The sequence below is a fragment of the Priestia sp. Y58 genome, from assembly GCF_029522095.1.
Taxonomy (GTDB): domain Bacteria; phylum Bacillota; class Bacilli; order Bacillales; family Bacillaceae_H; genus Priestia; species Priestia megaterium_E.
On record NZ_JAKWFL010000002.1, the window covers coordinates 211223 to 234443 of the forward strand.

General features: G+C 38.4%; 25 protein-coding genes and 1 riboswitch. Of the genes, 9 read left to right on the plus strand and 16 right to left on the minus strand.

The window, feature by feature from the left end:
* Window positions 1–19 precede the first annotated feature (19 nt).
* The 7 genes from MMB68_RS06825 to MMB68_RS06855 form a co-directional block, all read right to left on the minus strand.
* Window positions 20–1195 carry a branched-chain amino acid ABC transporter substrate-binding protein gene (locus MMB68_RS06825; protein ID WP_277447634.1) on the minus strand — a complete coding sequence of 392 codons (1176 nt, stop codon included), beginning with the start codon at window positions 1193–1195 and terminating at the stop codon, window positions 20–22.
* A gap of 489 nt (window positions 1196–1684) precedes the next feature.
* Window positions 1685–1822 carry a hypothetical protein gene (locus MMB68_RS06830; protein WP_264407853.1) on the minus strand — a complete coding sequence of 46 codons (138 nt, stop codon included), beginning with the start codon at window positions 1820–1822 and terminating at the stop codon, window positions 1685–1687.
* Between the two features lie 158 nt (window positions 1823–1980).
* The gene (locus MMB68_RS06835) at window positions 1981–2343 is read right to left on the minus strand and encodes a P-II family nitrogen regulator (RefSeq protein ID WP_013057611.1); all 363 of its coding nucleotides are present in this window, start codon (window positions 2341–2343) and stop codon (window positions 1981–1983) included.
* Between the two features lie 14 nt (window positions 2344–2357).
* Complete coding sequence (locus tag MMB68_RS06840) at window positions 2358–3584, minus strand: ammonium transporter (protein ID WP_013057612.1); 1227 nt, start codon at window positions 3582–3584, stop codon at window positions 2358–2360.
* 265 nt (window positions 3585–3849) lie between these two features.
* Entirely contained in the window at window positions 3850–5388 is a 1539-nt protein-coding gene (locus tag MMB68_RS06845) for an AbgT family transporter (protein ID WP_277447633.1), read from the minus strand.
* Between the two features lie 284 nt (window positions 5389–5672).
* The gene (locus MMB68_RS06850) at window positions 5673–5930 is read right to left on the minus strand and encodes a class F sortase (protein WP_260506784.1); all 258 of its coding nucleotides are present in this window, start codon (window positions 5928–5930) and stop codon (window positions 5673–5675) included.
* A 136-nt stretch (window positions 5931–6066) separates the two neighbouring features.
* Window positions 6067–6930, minus strand: a complete 864-nt coding sequence (locus MMB68_RS06855) for an alpha/beta fold hydrolase (RefSeq protein ID WP_277447632.1) — start codon at window positions 6928–6930, stop codon at window positions 6067–6069.
* Between the two features lie 150 nt (window positions 6931–7080).
* Here MMB68_RS06855 and MMB68_RS06860 point away from each other — a divergent pair, with 150 nt between their 5' ends.
* The gene (locus MMB68_RS06860; RefSeq protein WP_013057618.1) at window positions 7081–7233 is read left to right on the plus strand and encodes a YflJ family protein; all 153 of its coding nucleotides are present in this window, start codon (window positions 7081–7083) and stop codon (window positions 7231–7233) included.
* Here MMB68_RS06860 and MMB68_RS06865 read toward each other — a convergent pair.
* The 4 genes from MMB68_RS06865 to MMB68_RS06880 all read right to left on the minus strand — a co-directional run bounded on the left by MMB68_RS06865 (window position 7192) and on the right by MMB68_RS06880 (window position 10308).
* Complete coding sequence (locus MMB68_RS06865) at window positions 7192–7440, minus strand: hypothetical protein (RefSeq protein ID WP_277447631.1); 249 nt, start codon at window positions 7438–7440, stop codon at window positions 7192–7194. The two genes, MMB68_RS06860 and MMB68_RS06865, sit on opposite strands and share 42 nt — an antisense overlap.
* Before the next feature lie 129 nt (window positions 7441–7569).
* Entirely contained in the window at window positions 7570–8502 is a 933-nt protein-coding gene (locus MMB68_RS06870; RefSeq protein ID WP_221784799.1) for an alpha/beta hydrolase, read from the minus strand.
* Window positions 8503–8517: 15 nt separating this feature from the next.
* The gene (locus MMB68_RS06875; RefSeq protein ID WP_269871553.1) at window positions 8518–9072 is read right to left on the minus strand and encodes a GrpB family protein; all 555 of its coding nucleotides are present in this window, start codon (window positions 9070–9072) and stop codon (window positions 8518–8520) included.
* Between the two features lie 90 nt (window positions 9073–9162).
* A complete protein-coding gene (locus MMB68_RS06880) occupies window positions 9163–10308 on the minus strand; it encodes an acyl-CoA dehydrogenase family protein (RefSeq protein WP_221784797.1) in 1146 nt (381 codons plus the stop codon).
* A gap of 198 nt (window positions 10309–10506) precedes the next feature.
* On the opposite strand from MMB68_RS06880, the gene MMB68_RS06885 reads away from it, so the two are divergent.
* The 7 genes from MMB68_RS06885 to MMB68_RS06915 all read left to right on the plus strand — a co-directional run bounded on the left by MMB68_RS06885 (window position 10507) and on the right by MMB68_RS06915 (window position 15344).
* Window positions 10507–11712: a TcaA 3rd/4th domain-containing protein gene (locus tag MMB68_RS06885; protein WP_277447630.1), complete on the plus strand. Its 1206-nt coding sequence runs from the start codon at window positions 10507–10509 to the stop codon at window positions 11710–11712.
* A gap of 183 nt (window positions 11713–11895) precedes the next feature.
* Window positions 11896–12675, plus strand: coding sequence for an STAS domain-containing protein (locus tag MMB68_RS06890; RefSeq protein ID WP_013057624.1), 780 nt, complete (start codon window positions 11896–11898; stop codon window positions 12673–12675).
* Between the two features lie 143 nt (window positions 12676–12818).
* Window positions 12819–13061, plus strand: coding sequence for a spore germination protein (locus MMB68_RS06895; RefSeq protein WP_013057625.1), 243 nt, complete (start codon window positions 12819–12821; stop codon window positions 13059–13061).
* Window positions 13062–13168: 107 nt separating this feature from the next.
* Window positions 13169–13411 (plus strand): spore germination protein, encoded by a 243-nt coding sequence (locus tag MMB68_RS06900; RefSeq protein ID WP_013057626.1) that lies wholly within the window; start codon window positions 13169–13171, stop codon window positions 13409–13411.
* A 51-nt stretch (window positions 13412–13462) separates the two neighbouring features.
* Entirely contained in the window at window positions 13463–13966 is a 504-nt protein-coding gene (locus MMB68_RS06905; protein WP_028412845.1) for an Hsp20/alpha crystallin family protein, read from the plus strand.
* Window positions 13967–14055: 89 nt separating this feature from the next.
* Window positions 14056–14481 carry an Hsp20/alpha crystallin family protein gene (locus MMB68_RS06910; protein ID WP_028412844.1) on the plus strand — a complete coding sequence of 142 codons (426 nt, stop codon included), beginning with the start codon at window positions 14056–14058 and terminating at the stop codon, window positions 14479–14481.
* A gap of 44 nt (window positions 14482–14525) precedes the next feature.
* Entirely contained in the window at window positions 14526–15344 is an 819-nt protein-coding gene (locus tag MMB68_RS06915; protein ID WP_048019032.1) for a hypothetical protein, read from the plus strand.
* A gap of 17 nt (window positions 15345–15361) precedes the next feature.
* Here the strand turns inward: MMB68_RS06915 and MMB68_RS06920 are convergent, their stop codons facing one another.
* The 3 genes from MMB68_RS06920 to MMB68_RS06930 all read right to left on the minus strand — a co-directional run bounded on the left by MMB68_RS06920 (window position 15362) and on the right by MMB68_RS06930 (window position 19432).
* Window positions 15362–16645 (minus strand): ABC transporter ATP-binding protein, encoded by a 1284-nt coding sequence (locus tag MMB68_RS06920; protein ID WP_033579427.1) that lies wholly within the window; start codon window positions 16643–16645, stop codon window positions 15362–15364.
* On the minus strand, window positions 16642–17700 hold the full coding sequence (locus MMB68_RS06925) for a FecCD family ABC transporter permease (RefSeq protein ID WP_028412841.1): 1059 nt from the start codon (window positions 17698–17700) through the stop codon (window positions 16642–16644). The genes MMB68_RS06920 and MMB68_RS06925 overlap by 4 nt, the downstream gene beginning before the upstream one ends.
* 205 nt (window positions 17701–17905) lie before the next feature.
* Window positions 17906–19432 (minus strand): cobyric acid synthase, encoded by a 1527-nt coding sequence (locus MMB68_RS06930; protein WP_221784794.1) that lies wholly within the window; start codon window positions 19430–19432, stop codon window positions 17906–17908.
* 92 nt (window positions 19433–19524) lie between these two features.
* Window positions 19525–19704: riboswitch (cobalamin riboswitch) on the minus strand.
* 147 nt (window positions 19705–19851) lie between these two features.
* Here MMB68_RS06930 and MMB68_RS06935 point away from each other — a divergent pair.
* The gene (locus MMB68_RS06935) at window positions 19852–20415 is read left to right on the plus strand and encodes a YdcF family protein (protein ID WP_221784793.1); all 564 of its coding nucleotides are present in this window, start codon (window positions 19852–19854) and stop codon (window positions 20413–20415) included.
* Window positions 20416–20473: 58 nt separating this feature from the next.
* Here MMB68_RS06935 and MMB68_RS06940 read toward each other — a convergent pair whose 3' ends face one another.
* Together MMB68_RS06940 and MMB68_RS06945 are read right to left on the minus strand one after the other, a co-directional pair.
* The gene (locus MMB68_RS06940) at window positions 20474–22045 is read right to left on the minus strand and encodes an APC family permease (RefSeq protein WP_221784792.1); all 1572 of its coding nucleotides are present in this window, start codon (window positions 22043–22045) and stop codon (window positions 20474–20476) included.
* Between the two features lie 423 nt (window positions 22046–22468).
* On the minus strand, window positions 22469–23116 hold the full coding sequence (locus MMB68_RS06945; RefSeq protein ID WP_221780278.1) for a nitroreductase family protein: 648 nt from the start codon (window positions 23114–23116) through the stop codon (window positions 22469–22471).
* Window positions 23117–23221 lie beyond the last annotated feature (105 nt).

Below are 23221 nucleotides of genomic sequence, written 5' to 3' on the forward strand. Positions count from 1 at the left end.
TACCTTTCTTTTCTAAAGTTTACTGTGAGATTTCTCCTTCTAATTTAGCTGGGTACGAAGGAGCGTCAAACTTATAGATAAAGATTTTTGCGTATTTATTGTCTCCTTTCTCATCAAATCCTACCTGCGTAAGTTCTCCTTTGTATTCTGTAATATCGCGTACGGCGTCACGTACTGCTTCATGAGAAGGAAGCTTTTTATCATTGTCTTCAATGGCTTTTTGAATACCTTGAAGCATAACTTTCATGGAATCATACCCGTATACGGAGTATGACTCTACTTTTTTATTGAATTTCTTCTCATAATCTTTAGCGAATTTCGTCTTGGAAGCATCGCCTGCTACTGACGTAAGATACGTATCTTTTACAGCACCTCCGGCAATATCAACTAAAGTTGAGGAGTCTAAGCCATCCCCTCCCATAAACTTAGCGGTAATTCCTTTATCACGAGCTTGTTTAATTAAAAGTCCGCCTTCTGCATAAAGACCACCAAAATAAACGAGATCCGGCTTTTCTTTAGAGACTTGATTTAACACACCGTTAAAATCTTTTTCTCCAACCGTAATTCCTTCAAATCCAACAATTTTTGCTCCTTCTTTTTCAGCTGCTGTTTTAAAAGCATCTGCAAGCCCTTGTCCGTAAGCAGTTTTATCTTGAATGACAAAAATGTTTTTTGCTTTCAACTCTTTAACAGCATATTCAGCTCCCGCAGGACCTTGGAAGTCATCGCGCGCTACAATACGGTTAACCGTTTTTAACTTTCGATCTGTTACGTCCGTTGCTGTACTTGCAGGAGAAATCATTGGAATTGAGTATTTCTCATACGTTTCAGATGAAGGAATGGTAACCCCTGAATTTAAATGTCCTATCACTCCATAGACGGCTTTATCTGATCCGATTAACTGAGCGTTCGCTACGCCTTTTTTAGGATCGCCTTGATCGTCATACGGTACAAGCTGAAGTTTATATCCTAATTTTTCAAACGTATCTTTTTCTTCATCAAGAGCTAGCTGAGCTCCCAGTTTGATCGCTTCACCTAACGTCGCACTACCTCCTGACAAAGGGCTTTGCGTAGCAATTTTAATAACATTGCTGCCTTTGTCTTCTCCGGATGTACTGTTGCTCCCACAGCCAGCTACAAATCCTACAGATAAGACCGTTGTTGCTAAAATAGATAACATTTTTTTACTTAGCATGTAGTAATCGTTATAAAACGCGTAATAGCGGCTAGTCTTTTATAACGATTTTCCCTCCCTTTGTTTGCGTCTAGAACGCTTTTTATCTTTACAACAAATGTCATTTCTGAAAACGGTGAAACAGCTTGCTGTTTATGTACATCTTTTTTCACATCCTTTCATAATCGATTTGCTCTCATATATAAAGAGAAACTAATAAAAGTAAAAATATAGTTATTTTTTACTATTATAAAAGGATAAACAGCAGTATTTCACCAAACTTGTCAGTAATAATGACATATATTTTTATAATTTTCTTAATTTTATAAAAATAATTTTAATTATATTCACTTATTTTTTGCGATATACTTTTTGGCTATATATATAACAAAAAAGCATGTCACCATAAGGAAACATGCCGTGTAACTATTCAACCTAAAAAAGAGGTTGAGACATAACGAAATGAATCTAACCGAAAGACGAACAAATGAGATACATAGGCTGGACGGCTTATGACACCGCAGTTGATTTCCGTGCAAGGCTTCGCTTTCCGCGGGCGGCCGCTGAGCCTCCTCGTCGCTTGTGCTCCTGCGGGGTCTCACCTGTCCCGCTTTTCCCGCAGGAGTCTCCGCCTTGCCCTCCAATCAACTGCTAGAAGGAAAAAAACGAATAAAACGATAGGCACCATCACAAAAAAACGAACCACTCATTAAACATGTTGATGAGTGGTTCGTTTTTGACTTGGGCTAAACTACTTTTGTCCCAGCCTATTTTTATGACTCTTTGTTTTCCGCTTCTCCCAGAGTTTAACTATTGTTTCGTAATGCCTGTGATCCCTCTTCCCCTGTTCGGATCTTAATCGCATTTTTTAATTCATAAATAAATATTTTCCCATCTCCAGGCTGACCTGTATTTAGTACTTTTCTTGCTTTATCAACAACGTCAGATACCGGAACTTCGCACACCACAATTTCTACTTTAATTCGTGCGTGCATATTGTCTTGTTTTTTAACGCCTCTATAAAGCTCCGTAATGCCTTTTTGCAACCCGCACCCCAGCGCATCTGTAACTGTAATACCGCTAACGCCAATTTTCGCCAGTTCTTGCTTAAGCTCTTCAAACTTTGAAGGGCGTGTAATAATTTCAATTTTTGTTAAAACATCACTCACTGTGCCCACCCCTTTTACATATTCGATTCGTGATACGCTCTTTCACCGTGCAGCGTAATATCAAGCCCAAGCGTTTCTTCTTCTTGTGTCGCACGCAGAGATACAATTAATCCGACCACTTTAACAATAATGAAGGTAGCAATGCCGACAAATAGATACGTTGCTACGATAGCCACCAGCTGTTTCCAAAGTAGACTTGGATCTCCGTAGAATAAACCATTCGCACCGGCGTCATTTACAGAAGTTGTGGCAAATAAACCTGTTGCGATACCTCCCCACGTTCCCCCAATACCGTGAAGACCAAATGCATCTAACGCATCGTCGTAACCGATTTTCTTTTTAAGTGAGAAGATACCCCAGAAACAAACCGCTCCGCCGATAAAACCAATTACAATAGAAGCAAACGGTGTAACGAATCCACAAGCTGGTGTGATAGCTACAAGTCCAGCAATTGCTCCCGAAACGGCTCCAAGCAGCGTAGGTTTTTTATTGATAATCCACTCTACTACAAGCCAGCCGATAATTCCTGTTGCTGCCGCTGTATTCGTGTTAATGAAAGCCGTCATTGCAACGCTGTTAATAGTTAAAGAACTTCCAACGTTAAAACCAAACCAGCCGAACCAAATCAGCATTCCGCCTAAAAGAGTTAACGGTAAATTGTGAGGTGCTGCGGCATCGGCATTTTTTCTTTTTCCAACAACAAGAGCTAGAATTAATCCTGCTACACCTGACGAAATGTGAACGACGTTTCCTCCGGCAAAGTCAATAGCTCCTAGTTCACGAAGCCATCCGCCAACTCCCCAAACCCAGTGTGCAACTGGTGCATATACAAATAATGACCATAGGATAGCAAATAAGATAAATGCTGAAAACTTCATGCGCTCTGCAAAAGCTCCAGATATAATAGCTACTGTTAGTACAGCAAATGTCAGCTGAAACATCATAAACATATTATGCGGGATCGTAGCACTGTAGTCCCCGTTTGGAGTGAACCCGACTCCTTTTAATCCTACCCAGTCCAAGTTACCAATAAAAGCATTGCCACCGGTCGAAAAAGCTAACGAATAGCCTGCTACTATCCAAAGAACGGATATAACAGCTAAAGAACCTACGCTATACATCGCGGTACTTAGCATGTTTTTACTTCGAACCATGCCCCCGTAAAACAATGCAATAGCTGGTGTCATAATCCAAACCAATAATGCTGAAAAAAACATAAATACTGAATCGCCCATTTGCATGATGATTTCCCCCTTAAGTACGAATAAATAACCCCTAAATTTAATGTTAGATTATATAACATCTTTTGTTATGTTTACTATCATATTTGATTTATATGTATTTAGCAACTACTTTTTGCAAAATTATTCAGAAAACTTTTGTTTTTTTATACTGTTTTCTTTTTCTTGTGTATCCTCTTATGTACACATAAACTTAACAATTTTTATGCGTGTTAGAATTTCTCACATAAAAAATCCTCTTCTTGGAGTAGAAGAGGATTTTTCTTTACAAATACATATATACACTAGGCCCTAGAGGAATACCGAATACTGCAAAAATAAGCAACATAATAATCCAAATCCCTAAAAAAGCTAGAGTATAAGGAAGCATAAGTGAAATAATTGTGCCAAGTCCTGCCTTAGGCTCGTATTCTTTCATAAAAGCCAAAATAACAATCATGTATGGATTTAAAGGAGTAATTACATTCGTGGAAGAATCCGCTATTCGGTATGCTGCTTGAATAAATCCAGGGTTGTATCCTAACAGCATGAACAATGGAATAAAAATAGGTGCTTCTAGTGCCCATTGAGCGGAGCCGCTAAAAATAAGAAGGCTTAGAACAACAGTTAAAAATACAAAACCAACCACAACTGGAAGTCCAGTTAGATTTAGTGCTTTTAATGCATCCGCTCCTTCTACTGCAATCCACGTTCCAATATTAGTCCAATTAAAGTAAGCGATAAATTGAGCAGCCGCAAAAATAAGGACAATATAGCTAGCCATATCTTTCATCGAATCAGTCATATAAGCAGGTACATCTCTAGAACTTTTGATTTTCCCTACTGTTATTCCGTAAACAGAGCCAACTACCACAAAAAACAGCAGCGTGATCGGAATGATCCCATCTAAAAAAGGAGATGGAACAATTCCACCGTCTTCATTTCGTAGAGGAGAGTTGGGCCAAAATAAGAAAACAGCTAGTACAGCGACATAAATACATGTAGCAACGATACTGTTTTTTAATCCTTTTGCTTCTGCCTCACTAATTTCACCAAAATCATTGCGTTTTTTTCCTTTATAATAGCCTAGCCTAGGTTCTACAATCTTCTCGGTGACGATCGCCCCTATAACGGTCAAAACAAATACAGAAGCCGCCATGAAGTACCAGTTCGCTGCAGGACTGACAGCAGCGCTTGGGTCAATTGTTTTAGCAGCTTCAGTGGATATGCCTGATAACAATCCGTCGGTTCCGGATATAATAAGATTCGCTGTAAAGCCTGATCCTACCCCAGCGAATCCTGCTGCTAATCCAGCAAGCGGGTGCCTTCCTACTGTATAAAAAATCATTGCGGCAAGCGGAGGCACGATGACAAAAGCAGCATCTGCCGCTAAGTTGGCCATAATTCCTGTAAAAATGATGGCGTATGTAATAAGAGCTTTTGGAGCATTTAAAATCGTTTTCTTTATGGCCACTTCAAGCAGACCTACTTTTTCTGCAAGTCCGACTCCAAGCATCATAGCAAGTACAAGTCCTAGGGGCTTAAATTCAGTGAAATTGGTCAGCATCGATGTTAAGATATACTGAATGCCTTCATGCGACAACAAACTTTTAATTGGAAGAGTCTTGTTAGTACCGGGATGGACCACCGTTACTCCCATACTATTAATAGCAGCAGATGCTACTACGATAATAAGAGCTAAACATACAAACAAAATAAAAGGATCAGGTAGTTTGTTTCCGATTGCTTCTACCCTTCCTAATAGTTTGTCTAGAAAGGTTTTTGGGTGTGATTTTTGCTCTGTTTGCAAATTAGGTTGTGCCATGCTTTCTCTCCTTTTTCGTTTAGATTCTTTTTAGTTTTTTTCCTTTTAATTACCAAAAAGACTATTAGTACATAATAATCTGAATATTTATATTATTCAAGTATTATTTTGAAGGAATTTTTATTTATCTATTAAAACTAATAGCATTTAGATAAATAGAAAGGCAGAAGATATCTTTTTGATCGACAATCAAAAATGACAAAAAGCCCTCCGTTTAAAGAGAGCTTTTTGTTATTTCGCTATACTAGAGGAAGCAGACTCTTTTCCTGACTCATTAACAGCTGTTACATAGTAACGAGCTTGAGATGCGTCGGAGTCAGCAAAGCTTTTTCGCTCAAATTCCGAAACGCTGCCAATATGGACAAATGTTCCGCCTGGATTCTTTTTATACGTTTAACAACAAAAGTAAGTGTGGTCCCCTGTGCATCTCTTACGGTAATTTCATCGTCTTTTTTTAAGTTTTTTAGGTTGTAAAAGACGGCAGGGCCGGTTTTACTGTCTACGTGTCCCGCTAATACAGCATTTCCTTTCCCTCCAATCAACAGCTAGAAGCCACTCTATATATGAAACCTGCGCAATAAAAAAATCCGAACGAGTTGGATTCTCCATCAAGAATCTCAATTCATCGTTCAGATCTTCCTTCAACTAAACTACTTTTGTCTGAGCCTCTTTTTATCTTTACTTATTTAAAAAATTCCACATCACGCCGTTTACTTCTTGTGGCTTTTCATGCTGAGGGGCATGAGATGCTTCAGCTAATCGGTGAACAGATATGTTTGGCACATATTCTTCAATACCATCTAAGTTTTCAGGCATGAAAGTAGGATCTTGATTTCCCCAAATAATTTGTACCGGGATGTTTAACACTTCTTCTTCTAACGGAAACAAAGATTTTCTTTGAAGGTCTTCTTCTGTAAAAATCTTTAAATTGCGGTAATAACTTAGCATGGACAGCACAGAGCCATTTTCCCAAGAGTTCATGTATGCTTGAACATCATCAGCTGTTAGATATCCTTTTTTTACACCTGGGTCGATTACAAGATTACGCAAACCTGAGAAATTATCTCGTTCCATATAGTCCTGTGCTTCTTGTTTTTGAAACCATTTCATATATTCACTTGCTTTTTGCTGATTTTTATTTGTTCTAAGCTCACGCATAAATGTATAAGGGTGCGGACCGTTAAAAGCAATTAATTTTTGTACATATTCAGGGTAGCGATAAGCAAATGTCCAGCCAATTCCTGCTCCCCAGTCGTGTACAACTAGCGTGCAGGAGCTATATCCTAGACCTTCAATCACTTGGCGAATATCTTCTACTAATATATCAATTTCGTATGAGTCTAGTCCGCTTGGCTTTTCAGATAGATTATATCCTCTTAAATCTAAAGCAACTGTGTGGAAATCATTAGAAAATTCATCTATCTGGTGTCGCCAAATATGCGAAAAGTCAGGAAACCCATGAAGAAATAGCATAAGATCTCCTTGTCCCTTGCTTATGTAGTGCAAATTAACGCCATTTACGTTTATATACTGTTTACTCATTGTTCATTTCCTCCTTTATAAGTAGCTGTAGAGCAGTATAACGCTGTGGAAAATGAACGTCAATTCATTTGCTTCGTTCACTTCTTTTTAGTTCCTTTTATGAATATAGTTAATTATTTAGAGTGGATCTTTTTGAAGGAGTGATTAACAATGGCTCATATTTATTCAAAGGGCTGGTTTGTTCAACAGTTAAAAGCGGCCAATATCTCTAAAATCGATGGAAGAAAGCTAGAAAGTTACAAAACCTATATTCTTCGTAATTTATATGCTGAGCTTATAGAACAAGGTAAAATCAATGGCTAAAAGAGGTTGAGACATAACGAAATGAATCCCATTTAAAGATGAACAAATGGGATATATGAGCTGAACTGCTTGAGACACCGCAGTTGATTTCCATACAAGACTTCGCTTTCGGCGGGCGGCCGCTGAGCCTCCTCGTCGCTTTCGCTCCTGCGGGGCCTCACCTGTTCCGCTTTTCCCGCAGGAGTCTTCGTCTTGCCCTCCAATCAACTGCTAGAAAGATTTACACACATGAAATCTACGTTTGTCCTAACAAAAAAACGAAACACTAATCAAAAGTCTTGATCAATGGTTCGTTTTACATTTCGTCTAAAATATTTTTGTGCCAGCCTCTTTTTTTTACAGCGATTGCTCAATAAAAGATAATACGCGTTTTACATATTCTTTTTTGTATACGTGATAATTTTGAACGTGTTCTGCTTTATCAGTTTTCCAGAAGTGAAAAGCATCCGGGTGCGTTTTAGCCATTTTTTCACTTTCAGTGTAAGGAATTTTTGTATCTCCTGTACTGTGTATAAATAAAATTGGTCGAGGGTAAATATGCTCGACTGCTTTAATGGGACTAGCTTCAGCAGGATTTACATCTGCAATAACAGGAAGAATAGCAATTGTTAGCGGTGTAAACGGAAAGTTTGGTAAATGAGACCATACAGATAGATTTTCTTTTAAATAAGAGGTTAAATCGCTAAAAGGACTATCGGCTACCACTGCTTTTACGTCGTCATCTTGAGAAGCTGCTAATAAAGAAGTGGCTGCTCCCATTGAAATACCGTAGAGCACAATTGGCTCTTTTGTTGTTTCCTTCATTTTCTGAATAACACCTAATAAATCGAGCTGTTCTTTTACACCAATCGTCGTTTGATTTCCTTCTGAGTCTCCTGAATCTCTAAAGTCAAACATGACTACTCGATATCCCGCTTTTACAAATTCTTTACTCAGCGGCAGAAAGCCAGCTCCTTGTGCTTCACGGTTATTTCCGTATCCATGTGACATAATAATGGTCGCTTTTGGCTGTTCCGTTGGTTCAATCATCCATCCTTTTAAATGGGTTATTCCGTCTTTGCTCAAAAATACTTGATTGCTATAGTGCATGCTGTAATCCCCAGGATTTTTCACAGCAGGATGTTTATCTAGTTTTGTCAGGCTTATGCCTACATAAAGAGAAATTGCCGTACAAAGTACAAAACAAAGGATAACAAAGAATATCAGGCTGAGCCATATTGTTTTTTTCTTTTTGCTTGTATTTGTCTGTCGATTTAGAACTGGAGTCAAGCTCGTTCCTCCTTTTTATCTAAGATCATCTTTCCTATCCTTATTGCTGCTTCCCTTTTTCCATTTTAAAGCTAGCTCATCTATTTTATGAATAAAATTCGTTTTATTTTCCACATATTTTTCTGGTTCAAAGCGATAGCGATGCGCTAGTTCTATTTTCAACGCTTCGTATTCTTTTGCTGCATCAGGGTGAGTACGCAGATAATCTCGAAACCATATATGCCGATTAATTTCTGGGTGGCCTTTTTCATAAATATGAACATGATGCGTTCTTTCATTTCCGCCTTTTTGGAAGTATCGTCTTCCTTTTATGCCGTTTTCACCTTTCGCTTCGTAACCAAGCTGTTTCATCCTCTGATTATACGTATCTACTTTTTTTATATCTTTCACTTCAATAAGTAAATCAATAACCGGTTTTGCGCTTAAGCCGGGAACAGCAGTGCTTCCCATATGATGAACTTCTAAAACTTGAGCTGACATTATAGTTGTTAAGGTGGCAGCTTCTTTTGTAAATCCCTTTTCCCACGCGATATTATAGGGTGTCAGCTGAATTTCCCTTATAGACTTCATCTTCAATTCCTCCTCTTGCAACGAAAAAACTGCTTATTATAGAATAGCCTATAATAAGCAGTTTTTCATCATTTAACATGTTATTAAGTTTTATCTAGCAAACGCCTGCTTCGCTAAATTAACAATCGTCATATCATCCATTGGAGGGTTGTGAAGCCCGGCACGCACGTCTCTATAATAGCGCTGCAGCGGATTACTGCGCTGCAAGCTACGTGCTCCTACTATGCGCATGGCTTTGTCAACAACCGTACAGGCACTATTGGTAACTACGTGTTTGACAGCTGCTAACTCTCCCGCTAATGCTTCTCGGTTGCTGGTCTCATCCCATTTACTTGCCACGCTGTACATAAAATGACGCGCCTGCATAAGTTCAAGTTCCATTTCCCCTACTAAACGCTGCACATTTGGCAACTCGCTAATCGTCCCTTCAATACTATTAGGCGAATATTCTGTAGCAAATGCGACAGCATAATCTCTTGCTGCAATGGCTGTACCCATGTAGCAAGCTGGTATATGAAGCAGCCAGCCGCTTGGCTCATTCTTTTTAAAACCACCGAGGCGTTCAACAAGAAAGTCGTGTTTAATATCGACGTTTTCTAGCACAAGATCGTGACTTCCTGTCCCGCGCATTGCAATCATATCCCATGTTTCTTCTATTGAAAGTCCGCTTGTTTCACGAGGAATTAAAAATAAGCCGACCTCTTCTTCACCTTCAATGCTTGCTTTTACCAAAAAGTAATTTAACACTGGAGACATCGTGGTGAATGTTTTTCGGCCATTGATTCGCCAGCCTTCTTTTGTTTTTACGGCTGTCGTTTCCGGTTTTCCTCCTCGAGTAGGACTTCCTGTCTTCGGTTCAGTAGCAGCGGTGTTAATAAGTGCACCTTTTTCTATTTCTTTAAAAATAAAATCGAGCATTTGCTGATTCCAAGGCTGTTTTTCACGCAAGTCCATTGTAATCCCCATATGCCATCCAATACTAAGAGCTGTAGAAGCGTCTCCTTGAGCAATTAATTCTTGAAATAATAAAAAATCATAAAGGCGTAATTCATTTCCGCCATATTTGCTTTCGAGAGAAAGAAGTGTATAGCCGGCTTCTTTTAACTCTTGAATATTTTCAAAGGGAAACGTACCTTCTTCATCTATTTTAAAAGCTCGTTTCTTAAATTTTTCGACTAGAGGCAGCAATTTTTCATACGTAGACTCTTGATTTTTATTTACAAATGAAACACTCATTTGCTTCATCTCCTTTTTATATGACAGAGTGTCCCTATCGGATTAATATATAGTTCTTATCATAGCATACCTCACCTTTTCTGTGCATGTTTGGTGTGTTTATCTTTCTTATTGAATCTATTCTTTTTCCAATTTAATGGTCTGTTTTACCTACACATTCCATACATTTAATGGAATAAATAGAAAGGAATGGTGAGGATGAATCAATGTCCAAAATGCGGGGCCAGTGCAAGCACAAACCAATTATTTTGCAATAACTGCGGCTTTTCTTTCACCGTGTCGCCAGCTGCAGCTAAGTATAAAAAGAGCTGGTATATTGGCGGGGTTATTGCGCTTATACTTCTTTTAACTTTTGTATTTTATTTCTTTTTCTCTGGCTCAGAAGAAAAGACGGCTGACCGCTTTATTGAGGCATTAGAATCGAAAGATACAGCTGTGTTAAGAGAGTTATTAGATTCTTCGCAGTCTACTATAGTTATTAATGACACATCTATTCAAGCTCTGTTAGACGCAACTTCCGATGGTTCTATTTTACGAGACGTTGAAAATGATTTAAAAAATAAATCGAGTATCTACTTTACAATAAAAGAACAGAAACATTCACTACTCTTCAAAAAACAGTACGTGGTTGTGCCGTCATCATATTATATCTCCCTCACCACGCCAGAGGATGCAACGGTTACAGTCAATGATACAAAACAATCGATATCCAAGAATCAAACGCAAAAAATAGGGCCTTTTATGATTGGAAATTACCCGCTTACGGCTTCTTATGAAAGCTCTTACGGAAAACTTACAGACCAAACCACTGTAAATTTTCACCGGCAAAAAGAAGAAAATATATCTGTGGTATTTAAAGGGGCTTACGTTACAATCTCATCAAATAGAGATGACGCTATTTTATTCGTAAATGGAAAAAGCACGGGACTGCAGATGAATAGCTCATCACAAATAGGGCCTGTTGCCACGGATGGAAGCGTCACTGTTCATGCAGAAGTGCAAAAAGACGGCACAACGTTCAAAAGCAGTCCCTACACTATTCAAAGTGAAGAAAGTATTATGTTAAATATACAAACGCCACCCGTTGAAAAGGAAAAAACCGTCATAAAAGAACGAGAAGTGATCGTGCCTGGGCCGCGCTCTTATGCTACTTCAAGCTCTTATATTCTTCCTGGTTCGGATTCTTACAAATTAAGCTATAGTGATATTAGCAGTTTGAGCTCGAGTGAACTAAGGCTAGCTCGAAATGAAATCTATGCGCGGCATGGGTATGTATTTAAATCGAAAGATCTTCAAGCCTATTTTTATGAAAAGTCATGGTATACGCCTGATTCATCATTTAGAGATTCCTACCTATCAAGCGTTGAAAAATACAACGTTGATTTTATTAAATCATATGAGTAAGGTGGCCTCCCCTTTTGCACAGGGGAGTTTTTTTATTGAAGCGAGTACTTACTCCAACGTTTTTTTACATACCATAATCCCTATACACGTTAATAAATTTCTTATAGCCTTCTTTATTCTTTTCACTGTAAAATATAAAGTAGATGTACATAAACTTACTACACGCATAAGGAGAGATGGAGAATGAATGGAATTGGACGACTTCCACAAAAGCTTAATGGACATTTGATTTTAGAAAATATTCAAGAAACCATGATCATTGCAGATAAAGACTATCGTGTGCAGTGGATGAATGCAAGAGCAATTGAAACACTCCAGCCAGTACTCCCAATCTACCAGTTATCTCATATCGAAGAGTTAATTGGAAAGCATATGGACTTCTTTCATTCCAATTCTGAAGAAGCGGAAAAATTACTCACCTCTCTTCATACAACTTACAGAACGCGTATAACAATTGGCAGTCAATACGTAGCAGAAGCTGTGATTCACCCCATTGATACAAAAGACGGCGAGCGTTATGGCTACTTGCTTATGCTATTAGACTTTACAGATCAAGCCGAAGCAGAGCTTGAAAAAGAACGGTTAATTGAGGATTTGTCCACTCCTTTATTAAAGATATGGGACGAGGTTTTAGCTGTGCCCATTACTGGTAAGATGGATATAGAACGTGGAAAGAAGCTAACTGAAACGGTATTGGAGGCAGTTGTAAAAGAACAGGCGCGCTATTTGCTTATTGATTTATCTTCCCTTCATTCGTTAGATGAAGAACACGGTTATTATATTAACACGCTCCACGATGCTTTGCGTTTGATTGGTACCACTTGCCTTATTGTTGGTCTTTCTTCAAAAATGGCTCTGTCGCTTGTAGATTCTCAGTTTAATTGGCGAACATTTTCCACTGTCCAACAAAGCATCTCTTACATTTTAGAAAAAAAGAATTATCGTATTGCACCCATTTCATAAGCCCATCATATCATTAAGTAATCCTCTCTCAATCGCTTTTTCCTTCAATCGGAAAAGGCGATTTTAGTTATGAGGAATTGTGAACGTTTAGGCACTTATCATCATAGGATACATTAATCAACCATAGAAAAGGGTGAGAGCCTATGCCAAGTGTTATTAACATTTATAATTTAAAGATCAACAGTATCTCAAGCAACGGTTCTGTCAACATTGGCGAAGCACTCCATAACAGTCACACGGCTCATTCAAAATCCACTGGTACGAACTCTTCTTATGGCGATGTCTCACCTGCTTCCTCGAAAATGCGAAACATTTATATCGATCCTGATACAAATGACCAAACAGATATTGCAAACGTTGATCATGTCAATGGTTATCAGCAGTGATATAGGGCAATGCTTGTCAACAGCATGACGACAAACGGTGAATACATTCTCTCTGAACGCAATAGGCCGTTGGAGTAGAATGAATAAAAACAGTAAGGAGTCTCTTTATGCCTCTTCAAATTAACGTTTTTAATATCGTAACAAACGGTGTCACACAAAACGCAAATATTGATTTCGGTTCCACCATTCAAAACAGTCACACGGCGAACTCAAAGTTTAACGGCGCAAATTTCTCTTTAGGTAACTTCTCTCCTACTTGCTCTCAAATGAATACGGGCGTGTTAGATCCTGACGTAAGCGATCAAGATCAAATTGCAAACCCTTCAGCTCCAATTGGAAATCAAATTTAGATTTAACGATTTTGTCGTTTTACTTGGCACATTACAAGGAGGTGTGTAAATATGTTTCCATTTGGAAAGTCTCCGTTTAAAGGAATGATGGAAAATATCCCAAAAGGAATGGCATCTAAAGACATGAATAAATATATTCAGCAAATGATTTCTTCTACGATGTCCCATTCTTTTCCGGATTTTATGCAAGGAAATGAATTCTTTAAGCAAGCCCAAGACATGATGAAAGAACAGCAGGATGTGGGAAATGAAGGTCATGGACAACAGCTAAGAAGATTTGATTCAAACGTCATTAATACATTAGACGAATGCATTGTTCAGTTAAAAATTCCTAACCGCGATATTGTATCAAGCATTAAAGTCTATCATACTCCATACGTGTGTACGATTGAAGGAATAGATGGAGAAGAATCCTTCAAAGAAGAAATTCAGCTTCCTTGTTCGGTTCGCAAAAAAGGTACACGCGCCGTATATCGTTCCGGGGTGTTGGAAATCCGGATGCCTAAACATGTTAATATTCCTATGTCTCAAATAGACGTCCACGATTTAGATTAAAGTGGACGTTTTTTTCTGTTTTCATGCATACATATAAAATAGAAAGCGGCAAAAGGCCTTGTTTTATTTTTTTAAAGAAGGTGACAAATATGAATCATGGAAAGTTTAAAAAGTGGGCAGAAACGTTACAAGAAGAAAACCATACAAAATTTTGGGAAAAGATTTTTGACGATGATCCTGAAGAAAAGAATGATACGGAAGCAGATGCTTCTCCTCAAATTGTAAATGAGTATCGAGATTATCCTTTAATTGATGTATACGAATGGGCAAATCAACTGTTAGTTGTGATTGAAATACCCGGTGCTAAACGAACAGACGTCGAATTGACCATGCATGAAAATACTTTACACATATCCGGTTCATCTCTTTTAACGATGAAGGATGCAAATGTTCTTCACAAAGAAAGACGTGAAGGAACGTTTCAACGATCAATCATCCTTCCACCTGCTGTAGGGGAAGCGCCGTGTCACGCATCATTTAAAGATGGTCTATTGCACGTGAAATTTGATTTGTAATTTATTGTGCAGAACTATACGTAGCATGAAAGGCAGGGAATTTCATGTTTTCTAAGTGGTTTAAACAATCGCCTAAAATTGAAACAGTCCGTAAAATAAATCCGTCTTCCCTTCCAACCAAAAAAAAAGTAAGTCCCATAGACCAAAGCTCTAATCAAAAGCGGAAAGAATTACCCGAAAAGATGAAAACTAAAAAACAGTCTAATCTAAAGAAACCCCCTCAGCAGCCAAAGAAGTTGCCGAGCCAAACGGAGCCTAAGACATCTGATGAAGTTGAATTCACAAAACCTGTTCATTCGTCAGATTCAGCGCTGAACCTGCAGGGAATTATTGATCAAGTGACGCGTTTAACCGACGCGATTCCTAAAATAGAAGAGCTTCATCAGCAATTACATGAATCAGCTCATCTTATTCAATCATTGTCTCAACTGCACGAGCAAACAGCTCATTTACTTTCGACTATGCAGTCAGCTCCTAATTTCGAAGACATTCAAAATCAGCTCTCTGCGTTAAAGGAAGAATCGTCCAATACAGCTTTATATGAGATGGTGAAAACTCTTGACAAAAAGATTGATGAAGTAACTCAGCCAAAGCAGTCCATTGTTGTTGAAAAAATTATGGTCGAAAAAGTATTGTTAGACAAAATTGATCTTAGTAATAATTTTGGCCAGCTAGGCATTAAAGATTTGACCGGTCACTTAAACATCGGTACCACTTACAGCGCTGACTCTGATCAAGTGGATGAAGAAGTCAAAGACTTATTCTCTGTTAAGCTAAAAGAAAAAAAGATTGATGAACATACAACTGAGACAACGATGAGTTCAGGAGGTGAAACAGAAAAGCCTGATCACTCCGAAGAATAAAAAATGACCGCTACTGCTTATTTAAAGCAATTGTCGGTCATTTTTGTTTCCATAAATAGTTGTAATTCTTTCTGTAGGCGTTCCATTAAGAAAGCTGAAATTTCTTCTTGATTTTCTTCTTTATGATGAGATGATGCTACAACAATACGGCCTGTTTTTCCTAAGAAAGCCCGGTATTCAATTACCTTCATCGCAGCATGAAGTAAGTTCGCGTCCGAAAGCGGTGTATTTGTTAGTAGAACAATATTCATTTCATTCTCTTTTTGTCCATGTGTCAGTACAGTCAGCCACGAGTAACCTTTATCGTCTTTTAAGCGAACTTCATGACTAGATAAAGACGCAGATTTCCACGCCGTGTTAGAACTGCTTTGCTGTTGAACAATTTCTTGACACCAGTCTAGACCTGTTTCATTGGAACCCAGTGAAAGAGTTCTCAAAGGACGAGCAAAGGATAAACATAGCTTGCCCGGTTCCTTTTGCAACTGATACAACTCATGGAAGTCCGTCTCTGGATATTGATACGGCGGCACAAAAGCAATTTGCCGCTTGTTCACAGCGGGATGGTGAAATACATGCAAATCAACGCCATATACTCTTTTTAACGTAGCTGCATCCTGAAAAATGGCATCCATCCCCGTTTCTTCTACTCTTCCATCTTTCAATAATACGGCATTATCTGCAAACAGCGAGGCAATGTTGAGATCATGCAAAATGGCCAGAACCGTCAAGCTCATTTCCTGCTGTAACGTTTTTAACAGCTGAAGCAGTTCCATCGTATGTTTTACATCTAAGTGATTCGTTGGTTCATCAAGAAGTAAGTAGTCAGGTTCTTGCGCCAGTGCTTTAGCAAGTAAAACCCGCTGTTTTTCTCCACCGCTCAGCGATTGAAAGGTATGATTTCGATAGTGCCAGACGTTTGTTAATTTCATCACGCTTTCTACCACTTCTTCATCCTGTGCTGATACAGTGCTAAACAAACCTTTTGCCTGATAAGGATAACGTCCAAGTGAAACAATTTCTTGAACCGTAAATTCTAATCCAATTTGATTTTCTTGCGTCATGACTGCAACTTTTTGCGCCAGTTGTTTTGGTGAATAAGCCTTCACTGACTTCCCTTCTACCTTCACTTCTCCTGATTGAGTGGTTAATACATTCATAATTAAGCGAATAAGCGTTGTTTTTCCGCTTCCATTTGGTCCTAGTAAAGCAACAAAAGAACCTTTGTCTACGGTGAACGTGATGTCACGAACGGTCGGTTTCTGCTTATCGTATCCTCCCGTCACATTATATAGTTCAATCATGATATTCCTCTTTTCCGCATACGTTCTTTTACAAGCAGCAGCGTAAAAATTGGCGAACCAATTAAGGCGGTTACGACTCCAATCGGCAGTTCACGAGGTTCTAATATCGTTCTTGCTAATAAATCGGCTAAAACCAAATAACTTCCTCCGATTAAAATAGAAAGCGGCAGTACATGCTTATGATTAGCTCCCGCTACGAGACGCACTACGTGGGGAATAACTAAGCCAACAAATCCAATTGCCCCAGATACTGATACCGCAGCCCCGGTTAATACGGATGCACCTATTAAAATCATTCTTTTTTTCTTCTTTACGTCTATCCCCATAAATTGAGCGGATTGATCGCCAAATGCTAAGCCGTTCAGCTCTTTCACATGTAACAGCAGCATAATCGTACCGACTAAAAAGAACGGCCCTAAAATTTGAATATGCGACCATCCTCTCATTGATACGCTTCCCATTAGCCAATATAAAACCTGCCTTACATCTTCTTCAGGAGAAAGAGCTACAATTAATGAAATAAGCGCGCTCATAAAGGATGATAAAATAATCCCCGCTAAGATGATGGTTTCATTGGCCAAATTGCCGCTTGCGAGTTTCGTAATACCAAAAACTAAAAGAAGAGTAATAAAACCAGATACGATGCCGACTACAGGCAGCGTGAAGATAGACAAACCAAAAATACTCCAATGAAAATAAATTGCCATGACAGAGCCAAGGGTTGCACCTGAGGAAACTCCGATCGTGTAAGGATCCGCAAGAGAGTTTCTTAATAGCCCTTGAAAGGCAGCTCCTGCTATTGAAAGCGAAGCTCCTACTAAAAATGCCACCAGTACTCTTGGAAAACGAATTTGCCAAATGATTAAATCCATGTTTTCCGGACCGTGATATAAGGATAGTCCGGTAAGGTGGCCAATAATAATTTTGATTGTATCTCCTACGGTTAACGAAACTGTACCAATAAATACTCCCATAATCACCGAAGTACATACAATAAATAAACTGACTATGTATAAAATAGATGCTTTGTTTAAAAAAATACGTTTAAAAATCAATACTTTCAGCTCCTCTAGGAAACGAGGCGTGATGTTTTACATTACATTAACCATTCATTTTCCTGTCCATAAACCATGTTTCCATCCTACATAGTATTGGAAACAATCATCTTTTATTTGTTACGAGTGCTAGACTGTTGAACTAGGCAACGTAGAATAGCGTACTAAAGTTCTCGGTGAAAAAACAAGCGAAAACCTCTACAAGCTACACTTTTTGTGCTTGCTCCGGGCTTTTATAGTTGTCTATTAAATGATACAGCTTTTCCATATCTATAGCTTCTCTCACATATGCTGCTGCTTTTGAAAAAGACTCCTCTTTTTGCAGGCGACTGTTGAATGTATCCGTAATAGGCGGCAATTTTTTATGTTTACGAATTTGATTAAGCAAAGCTCTGCGCAAAGCATCGTTATGAAACACATCATGAACATACGTGCCAATGATGTTGTCTTTAACCGTTCCTTCTTTTTGATCATCTACCACCGCAAAGGCTTTCGTCATGCTTTTAGAAACCGTCTTTCCCATATGAATTTCATAGCCTTCAATCGAAACCTTCTCACTCTCTAACTGAACATATCCAGAAACTCTTTCTGTTTTTTTGCTGGTTGTCATAACGGTTTCCACTGGAAGCAAACCCAGCCCTTTAATAGATTCAATCCGAGATTCTACTGCATCAGGGTCTGTAATTGTCTCTCCTAGCATTTGATATCCTCCGCAGATGCCAATGACGTGAACGTTCGTTGTGTTTAAGACTTGATTAATGGCTAGAGCCAGGCCGCTTTCTTGTAAAAACTGCGCATCTTCAATCGTATTTTTGCTTCCTGGCAAAACAATTAAATCAGGCGTACCTAATTGCGACGGCTTGGTTACAAGCCTCACGTGACAGTCTTCTTCTAAGCTTAAAGGATCGATGTCTGTAAAATTTGAGATGCGCGGGTACGAGATAACGGCAATATCAATTTCTTTTAACGGATTCACAAGCGTTGAGTAATTTCTAAGTGATAACGAATCTTCCGCATCAATTTCCACATTGTTCATATAAGGAATAACTCCTAGAACCGGAACACCCGTGTATTCTTCAAACCACTTCAAGCCTGGTTTTAAAAGTTCTAAATCTCCTCGGAATTTATTAATTAACACCCCGATAACTCTAGACTTGTGTTCATCTGGAAGCAATTGAAGAGTACCCACTAGGCTCGCGAAAACGCCACCTTTATCAATATCTCCTACTAACACAACAGGCGCTTCTGCTATTTTTGCAACGCGCATATTTACGAGTTCCCGATCGTTCAAGTTGACTTCAGCAGGACTTCCAGCGCCTTCAATCACAATTCGATCATAATGATTGGCAAGCTCTTTATAAGCTTCCGTGATAACGTTCAAACCTTCATTAAAAAATTCTTGCCGATACTGAAAAGCAAACATATTACGTAGCGGTTTTCCGTGAACAACAATTTGAGATTCATGATCACGAGTTGGTTTAATTAAAATAGGGTTCATATTGGTTGTTGCTTCTACTCCAGCAGCTTCTGCTTGAATTCCTTGCGCTCTGCCAATTTCTTTTCCATCCATTGTAATGTATGAATTAAGCGCCATATTTTGCGATTTAAACGGTGCAGTTTGATAGCCGTCTTCTTTAAAAATACGGCAAAATGCTGTAGCAATCATGCTTTTTCCAGCGTCTGAGTGCGTTCCTTGAATCATAAGCGGTTTTCCTTTTTTCACTTTTTTCACTCCCTACCACATAAAAAAACCTTAACTGTAAAAGTCAAGGTTTGGTCATGCGCTCATTAACACATTGTCTTGACTTATTTCTCCCACCGAAAAATAAGGGGTTTTTAAAAGCAGGTCTCCTGGCTTATGCTTCATTTTACTTCTGCACCCTTCCTAGTTTGACTAGTGGGTCTTTGCAGGTTCATCCACATTTACAGTAGCGGGGGCTGCACCGGATTTTCACCGATTTCCCTATTATCCTCCTTAGAGGCACTTTTAAAATCATTTATTCTTTATTGTAACGAATTTTATAACCATTCACAATAACGATTTTCTTCTATTATTATATATTACTGTGTTTATACTTATTTGGATCTCGTATGCTATAATAACAATTATTTTCCAAACATCTTATGAAATAGCTAGGAAGGTGCTCACAGTTGCAGAAAAAAATCATTTATATCTTTATTAGTTTGCTTATTCTTTACATAGCAATCATATCTTTTTGTATGTATCAAACCGCTCATCAGCCTGTTCCACAAAACGCAGATTATGTGCTCGTTTTAGGTTCTAAAGTAGACGGAGATCAAATGTCTCCCAGTTTAAAAGAACGAGCAAAAACGGCTTTATTTTATTTAAAGACTCATAAACAGACAAAAGTTATCGTAACGGGCGGAAAAGGATCCGATGAAGAAATTTCTGAAGCAGAAGCAGCCTACCGTTTTCTACGGAAAGAAGGAATTGAAAAGGACCGAATTATAAAGGAGGACCAGTCAACGTCTACTTTTGAGAATTTCACTTTCACTAAAAAGAAAGTTGATATTCAACACAAAAAAGTCGTGCTTGTTAGCAGTGATTTTCATTTATTTCGCGCCTCTATTATTGCCAAACGTCAAGGCTTTGACGTTTATCCTTTAGGCGCAAAGACACCAAATTCAATTAAACTTCAAGCCTACTTTCGTGAGTATGCTGCTATATTAAAAACATGGCTGTTTGATAAATAAATAGAGTAAGTACCTCTACAAATAAAAAACACGGCATGAATTCATGCCGTGTTTTTTATTAATCATCTGTATCGATAACTGCTTTTGGTAAACCTGTGTATTTCGCCCAGTAGAAAATACCGAGTGAAACAAGAGCAATTAAAATTAAGTCAAGCGGGTTGCTTAGCACACCTTGTCCTCCACCAAATGAACCTAGATAAGAGATAACAAGCATAATAATATAATAAGTAACTAGCCACCATGCAGATTTAAGCTGCTGTGCAAATTTTACAACGTCAGTTGGTACATATTTCTTAAATGCTACGTAGATAATAACCATTAGAAGCTGTGATCCTAGCAGCCAAGAAATTGTCGTCCATCCTGACCAATATACGATGTATGAACAGAAAATAAATGAAACAGGAGCAATAACGCTCATGCCTTTTAATTTAAAAGGTTTTTTAAGGTCTTTTGCATTTACTCTGAATGCAGCAGCTGAAATTGGCGCAATCGCATAAGACAGAATAAGTGCCACTGAACATACGTTTACTAGCGCTTCCCAAGAAGGAAATGGCAGTGTCCAGAATACGGACATTCCAAATGATAACCATAGTGACGCACGTGGAATTCCTGTTTTCTTATCTACTTTTGAGAAACGTTTAAATAATGTTCCATTACGAGACCAAGCATAAACTAAACGAGAAGTTGTATTCATGAAGATGTTCCCGTTACCGCCTGGTGATAAAATAGCATCAAAAATAACAAGCGTTACTAACCAGCCAAGGCCTAAAATAAGTGCAATATCTTTAAATGGTAAAGAGAATTGCTCTTGAATTGTTCCCCATCCTCCTGATAGCATATCAGCCGGGATGTTACCAATGAACAATACTTGCAGTGCTGTGTAAATAATCGCTGAAAGTACAATACAGATAATGAGCGCGATTGGAATATTACGCTGCGGGTTTTTAACTTCACTGGCTACAGAAACAATAGGGTGAAGTCCTAGATAAGCAAACATAACGCCACCTGTTGAAATGGCTGCTTGAATACCATTAAAACCAAACGGAGTAAAATCGCCAGTTGTAAAGTTAGCTGATTTAAAGTGATAAGCTAACACGACGATAATTGTAAGAGGAACCGCATATTTGAACACAGATATAATGACATTTGACTTAGCAAATGCTTTTACACTTACGTAGTTAATGATAAAAAATAGCGTTAATAACGCGAACTGAAATAACCAGCCGATTGTAGTAGGCGATTCAGAACCATGTTTAGTTAGACCAGGAAGCCAAAACGCAACATACTGACGTACAGCCGTTACCTCGATGGCAATCAAACTTGTGTAAGCAATAATGGTAATGAATGAAATTAAGTAACCCACTAAATGACCATGTGAGTAAACCGGATAACGGATAATTCCACCGGTACGCGGCAGCGCTGCTCCAAGTTCAGCATACACTAAACCGATAAGTAAAATAATGACTCCGCCAATCAGCCACGAAAAACTTCCGGCTGGACCAGCCTTTGACGCTACGTTACTAACCGCAAATAACCAGGCGGAACCAAAAATAGCTCCCATCCCAATTAACGTTAGGTCAAGTAACGATATTGATTTTTTAAACTTTCCTTGATTTCCTTGATCAGACATAATATCCTCCTTTAAAATTTCCACTCCACATATCTACGCCCTTGCGTCCGATATGGGATTCTTTACATCATCCTCCTCTTACTAAGACCTCACAAGTGGATATGTTAACAAATATTCTCTAAAAAACCAAGTTAAAAACTTTATTTTTTTACAAAACATCATTGAATTGCTTATGTATAGCGCATAAATTCCACAGAAGATTTGAGGACTACTCCCCTTATTTAACCGCATTTTTCTTAGGTTAAACATAAAAGAATATTCAAACTATTTTTCGCAAAAAAAGGGCTGAGACATAACAAAATCAACTGCTAGAAGCAGCTACATACGCAACACCTAGGCTTGCCATACCAATAAAAAAATCCGAACGATTCATCGTTCGGATTTTGCTTTAATTAAAATAATGTTGCCCGTGCCTTTTTTTGCTTATTTAAATACTTTTACACGTTCACTTAGCGGTTGAAATTCTTTTTCTCCCGCTGGCGCCACAGGATTACCAAATGGCATTTGAGCAATCAGCTTCCATGAACTTGGAATATTCCAAGCTGCTTTTACTTCATCGTCAATCAATGGATTGTAATGCTGTAAAGTTGCTCCTAGGCCTTCGAGCTCAAGAGCTGTCCAGATCACATGCTGCAGCATGCCTGATGATTGGTTAGACCAAACCGGGAAATTTTCGCTGTAAGATGCGAACTGCTTTTGCAGCCCTTCAACTACTTCTTGATCTTCAAAGAAAAGAACTGTTCCATAGCCGCTTCCGAATAAGTTCATTTTTTGATCCGTATCTGAAAAATTTTCAGCTGGAACAATTTTACGAAGCGTTTCTCTCGTAATATCCCATACTTTATCATGCTGTTCGCCAAATAAAACGACTACGCGTGCGCTTTGGGAATTAAATGCTGAAGGAGTATGTTTCACCGCAAAGTTAATAATTTCTTCAATTTTTTCTTCTGATATTTTTACATTTTTATCAATTGCATAAATAGAACGTCGGTTTTTAATTGCTTCATAAAAATCTTTTCCAACCTGTTGTTGATCACTTGATTTATCAAATAATTTATCTAAAAAACCCATTTTCCACACTCCTAATAGTTTGTTTTTTTAAGCTTAAATTGCATGTTTATACCCTTCCCCCTGATAAAAGGAGATAAACAAGATATAATGAATTCTTATATCTCT

Coding starts and splice junctions, on each gene's coding strand:
- MMB68_RS06825 (WP_277447634.1), bottom strand. CDS start 1,195: ATGCTAAGTAAAAAAATGTTATCTATTTTAGCAACAACGGTCTTATCT.
- MMB68_RS06840 (WP_013057612.1), bottom strand. CDS start 3,584: ATGCAAATGGGCGATTCAGTATTTATGTTTTTTTCAGCATTATTGGTT.
- MMB68_RS06845 (WP_277447633.1), bottom strand. CDS start 5,388: ATGGCACAACCTAATTTGCAAACAGAGCAAAAATCACACCCAAAAACC.
- MMB68_RS06855 (WP_277447632.1), bottom strand. CDS start 6,930: ATGAGTAAACAGTATATAAACGTAAATGGCGTTAATTTGCACTACATA.
- MMB68_RS06860 (WP_013057618.1), top strand. CDS start 7,081: ATGGCTCATATTTATTCAAAGGGCTGGTTTGTTCAACAGTTAAAAGCG.
- MMB68_RS06875 (WP_269871553.1), bottom strand. CDS start 9,072: ATGAAGTCTATAAGGGAAATTCAGCTGACACCCTATAATATCGCGTGG.
- MMB68_RS06880 (WP_221784797.1), bottom strand. CDS start 10,308: ATGAGTGTTTCATTTGTAAATAAAAATCAAGAGTCTACGTATGAAAAA.
- MMB68_RS06885 (WP_277447630.1), top strand. CDS start 10,507: ATGAATCAATGTCCAAAATGCGGGGCCAGTGCAAGCACAAACCAATTA.
- MMB68_RS06890 (WP_013057624.1), top strand. CDS start 11,896: ATGAATGGAATTGGACGACTTCCACAAAAGCTTAATGGACATTTGATT.
- MMB68_RS06895 (WP_013057625.1), top strand. CDS start 12,819: ATGCCAAGTGTTATTAACATTTATAATTTAAAGATCAACAGTATCTCA.
- MMB68_RS06900 (WP_013057626.1), top strand. CDS start 13,169: ATGCCTCTTCAAATTAACGTTTTTAATATCGTAACAAACGGTGTCACA.
- MMB68_RS06905 (WP_028412845.1), top strand. CDS start 13,463: ATGTTTCCATTTGGAAAGTCTCCGTTTAAAGGAATGATGGAAAATATC.
- MMB68_RS06910 (WP_028412844.1), top strand. CDS start 14,056: ATGAATCATGGAAAGTTTAAAAAGTGGGCAGAAACGTTACAAGAAGAA.
- MMB68_RS06915 (WP_048019032.1), top strand. CDS start 14,526: ATGTTTTCTAAGTGGTTTAAACAATCGCCTAAAATTGAAACAGTCCGT.
- MMB68_RS06920 (WP_033579427.1), bottom strand. CDS start 16,645: ATGATTGAACTATATAATGTGACGGGAGGATACGATAAGCAGAAACCG.
- MMB68_RS06940 (WP_221784792.1), bottom strand. CDS start 22,045: ATGTCTGATCAAGGAAATCAAGGAAAGTTTAAAAAATCAATATCGTTA.
- MMB68_RS06945 (WP_221780278.1), bottom strand. CDS start 23,116: ATGGGTTTTTTAGATAAATTATTTGATAAATCAAGTGATCAACAACAG.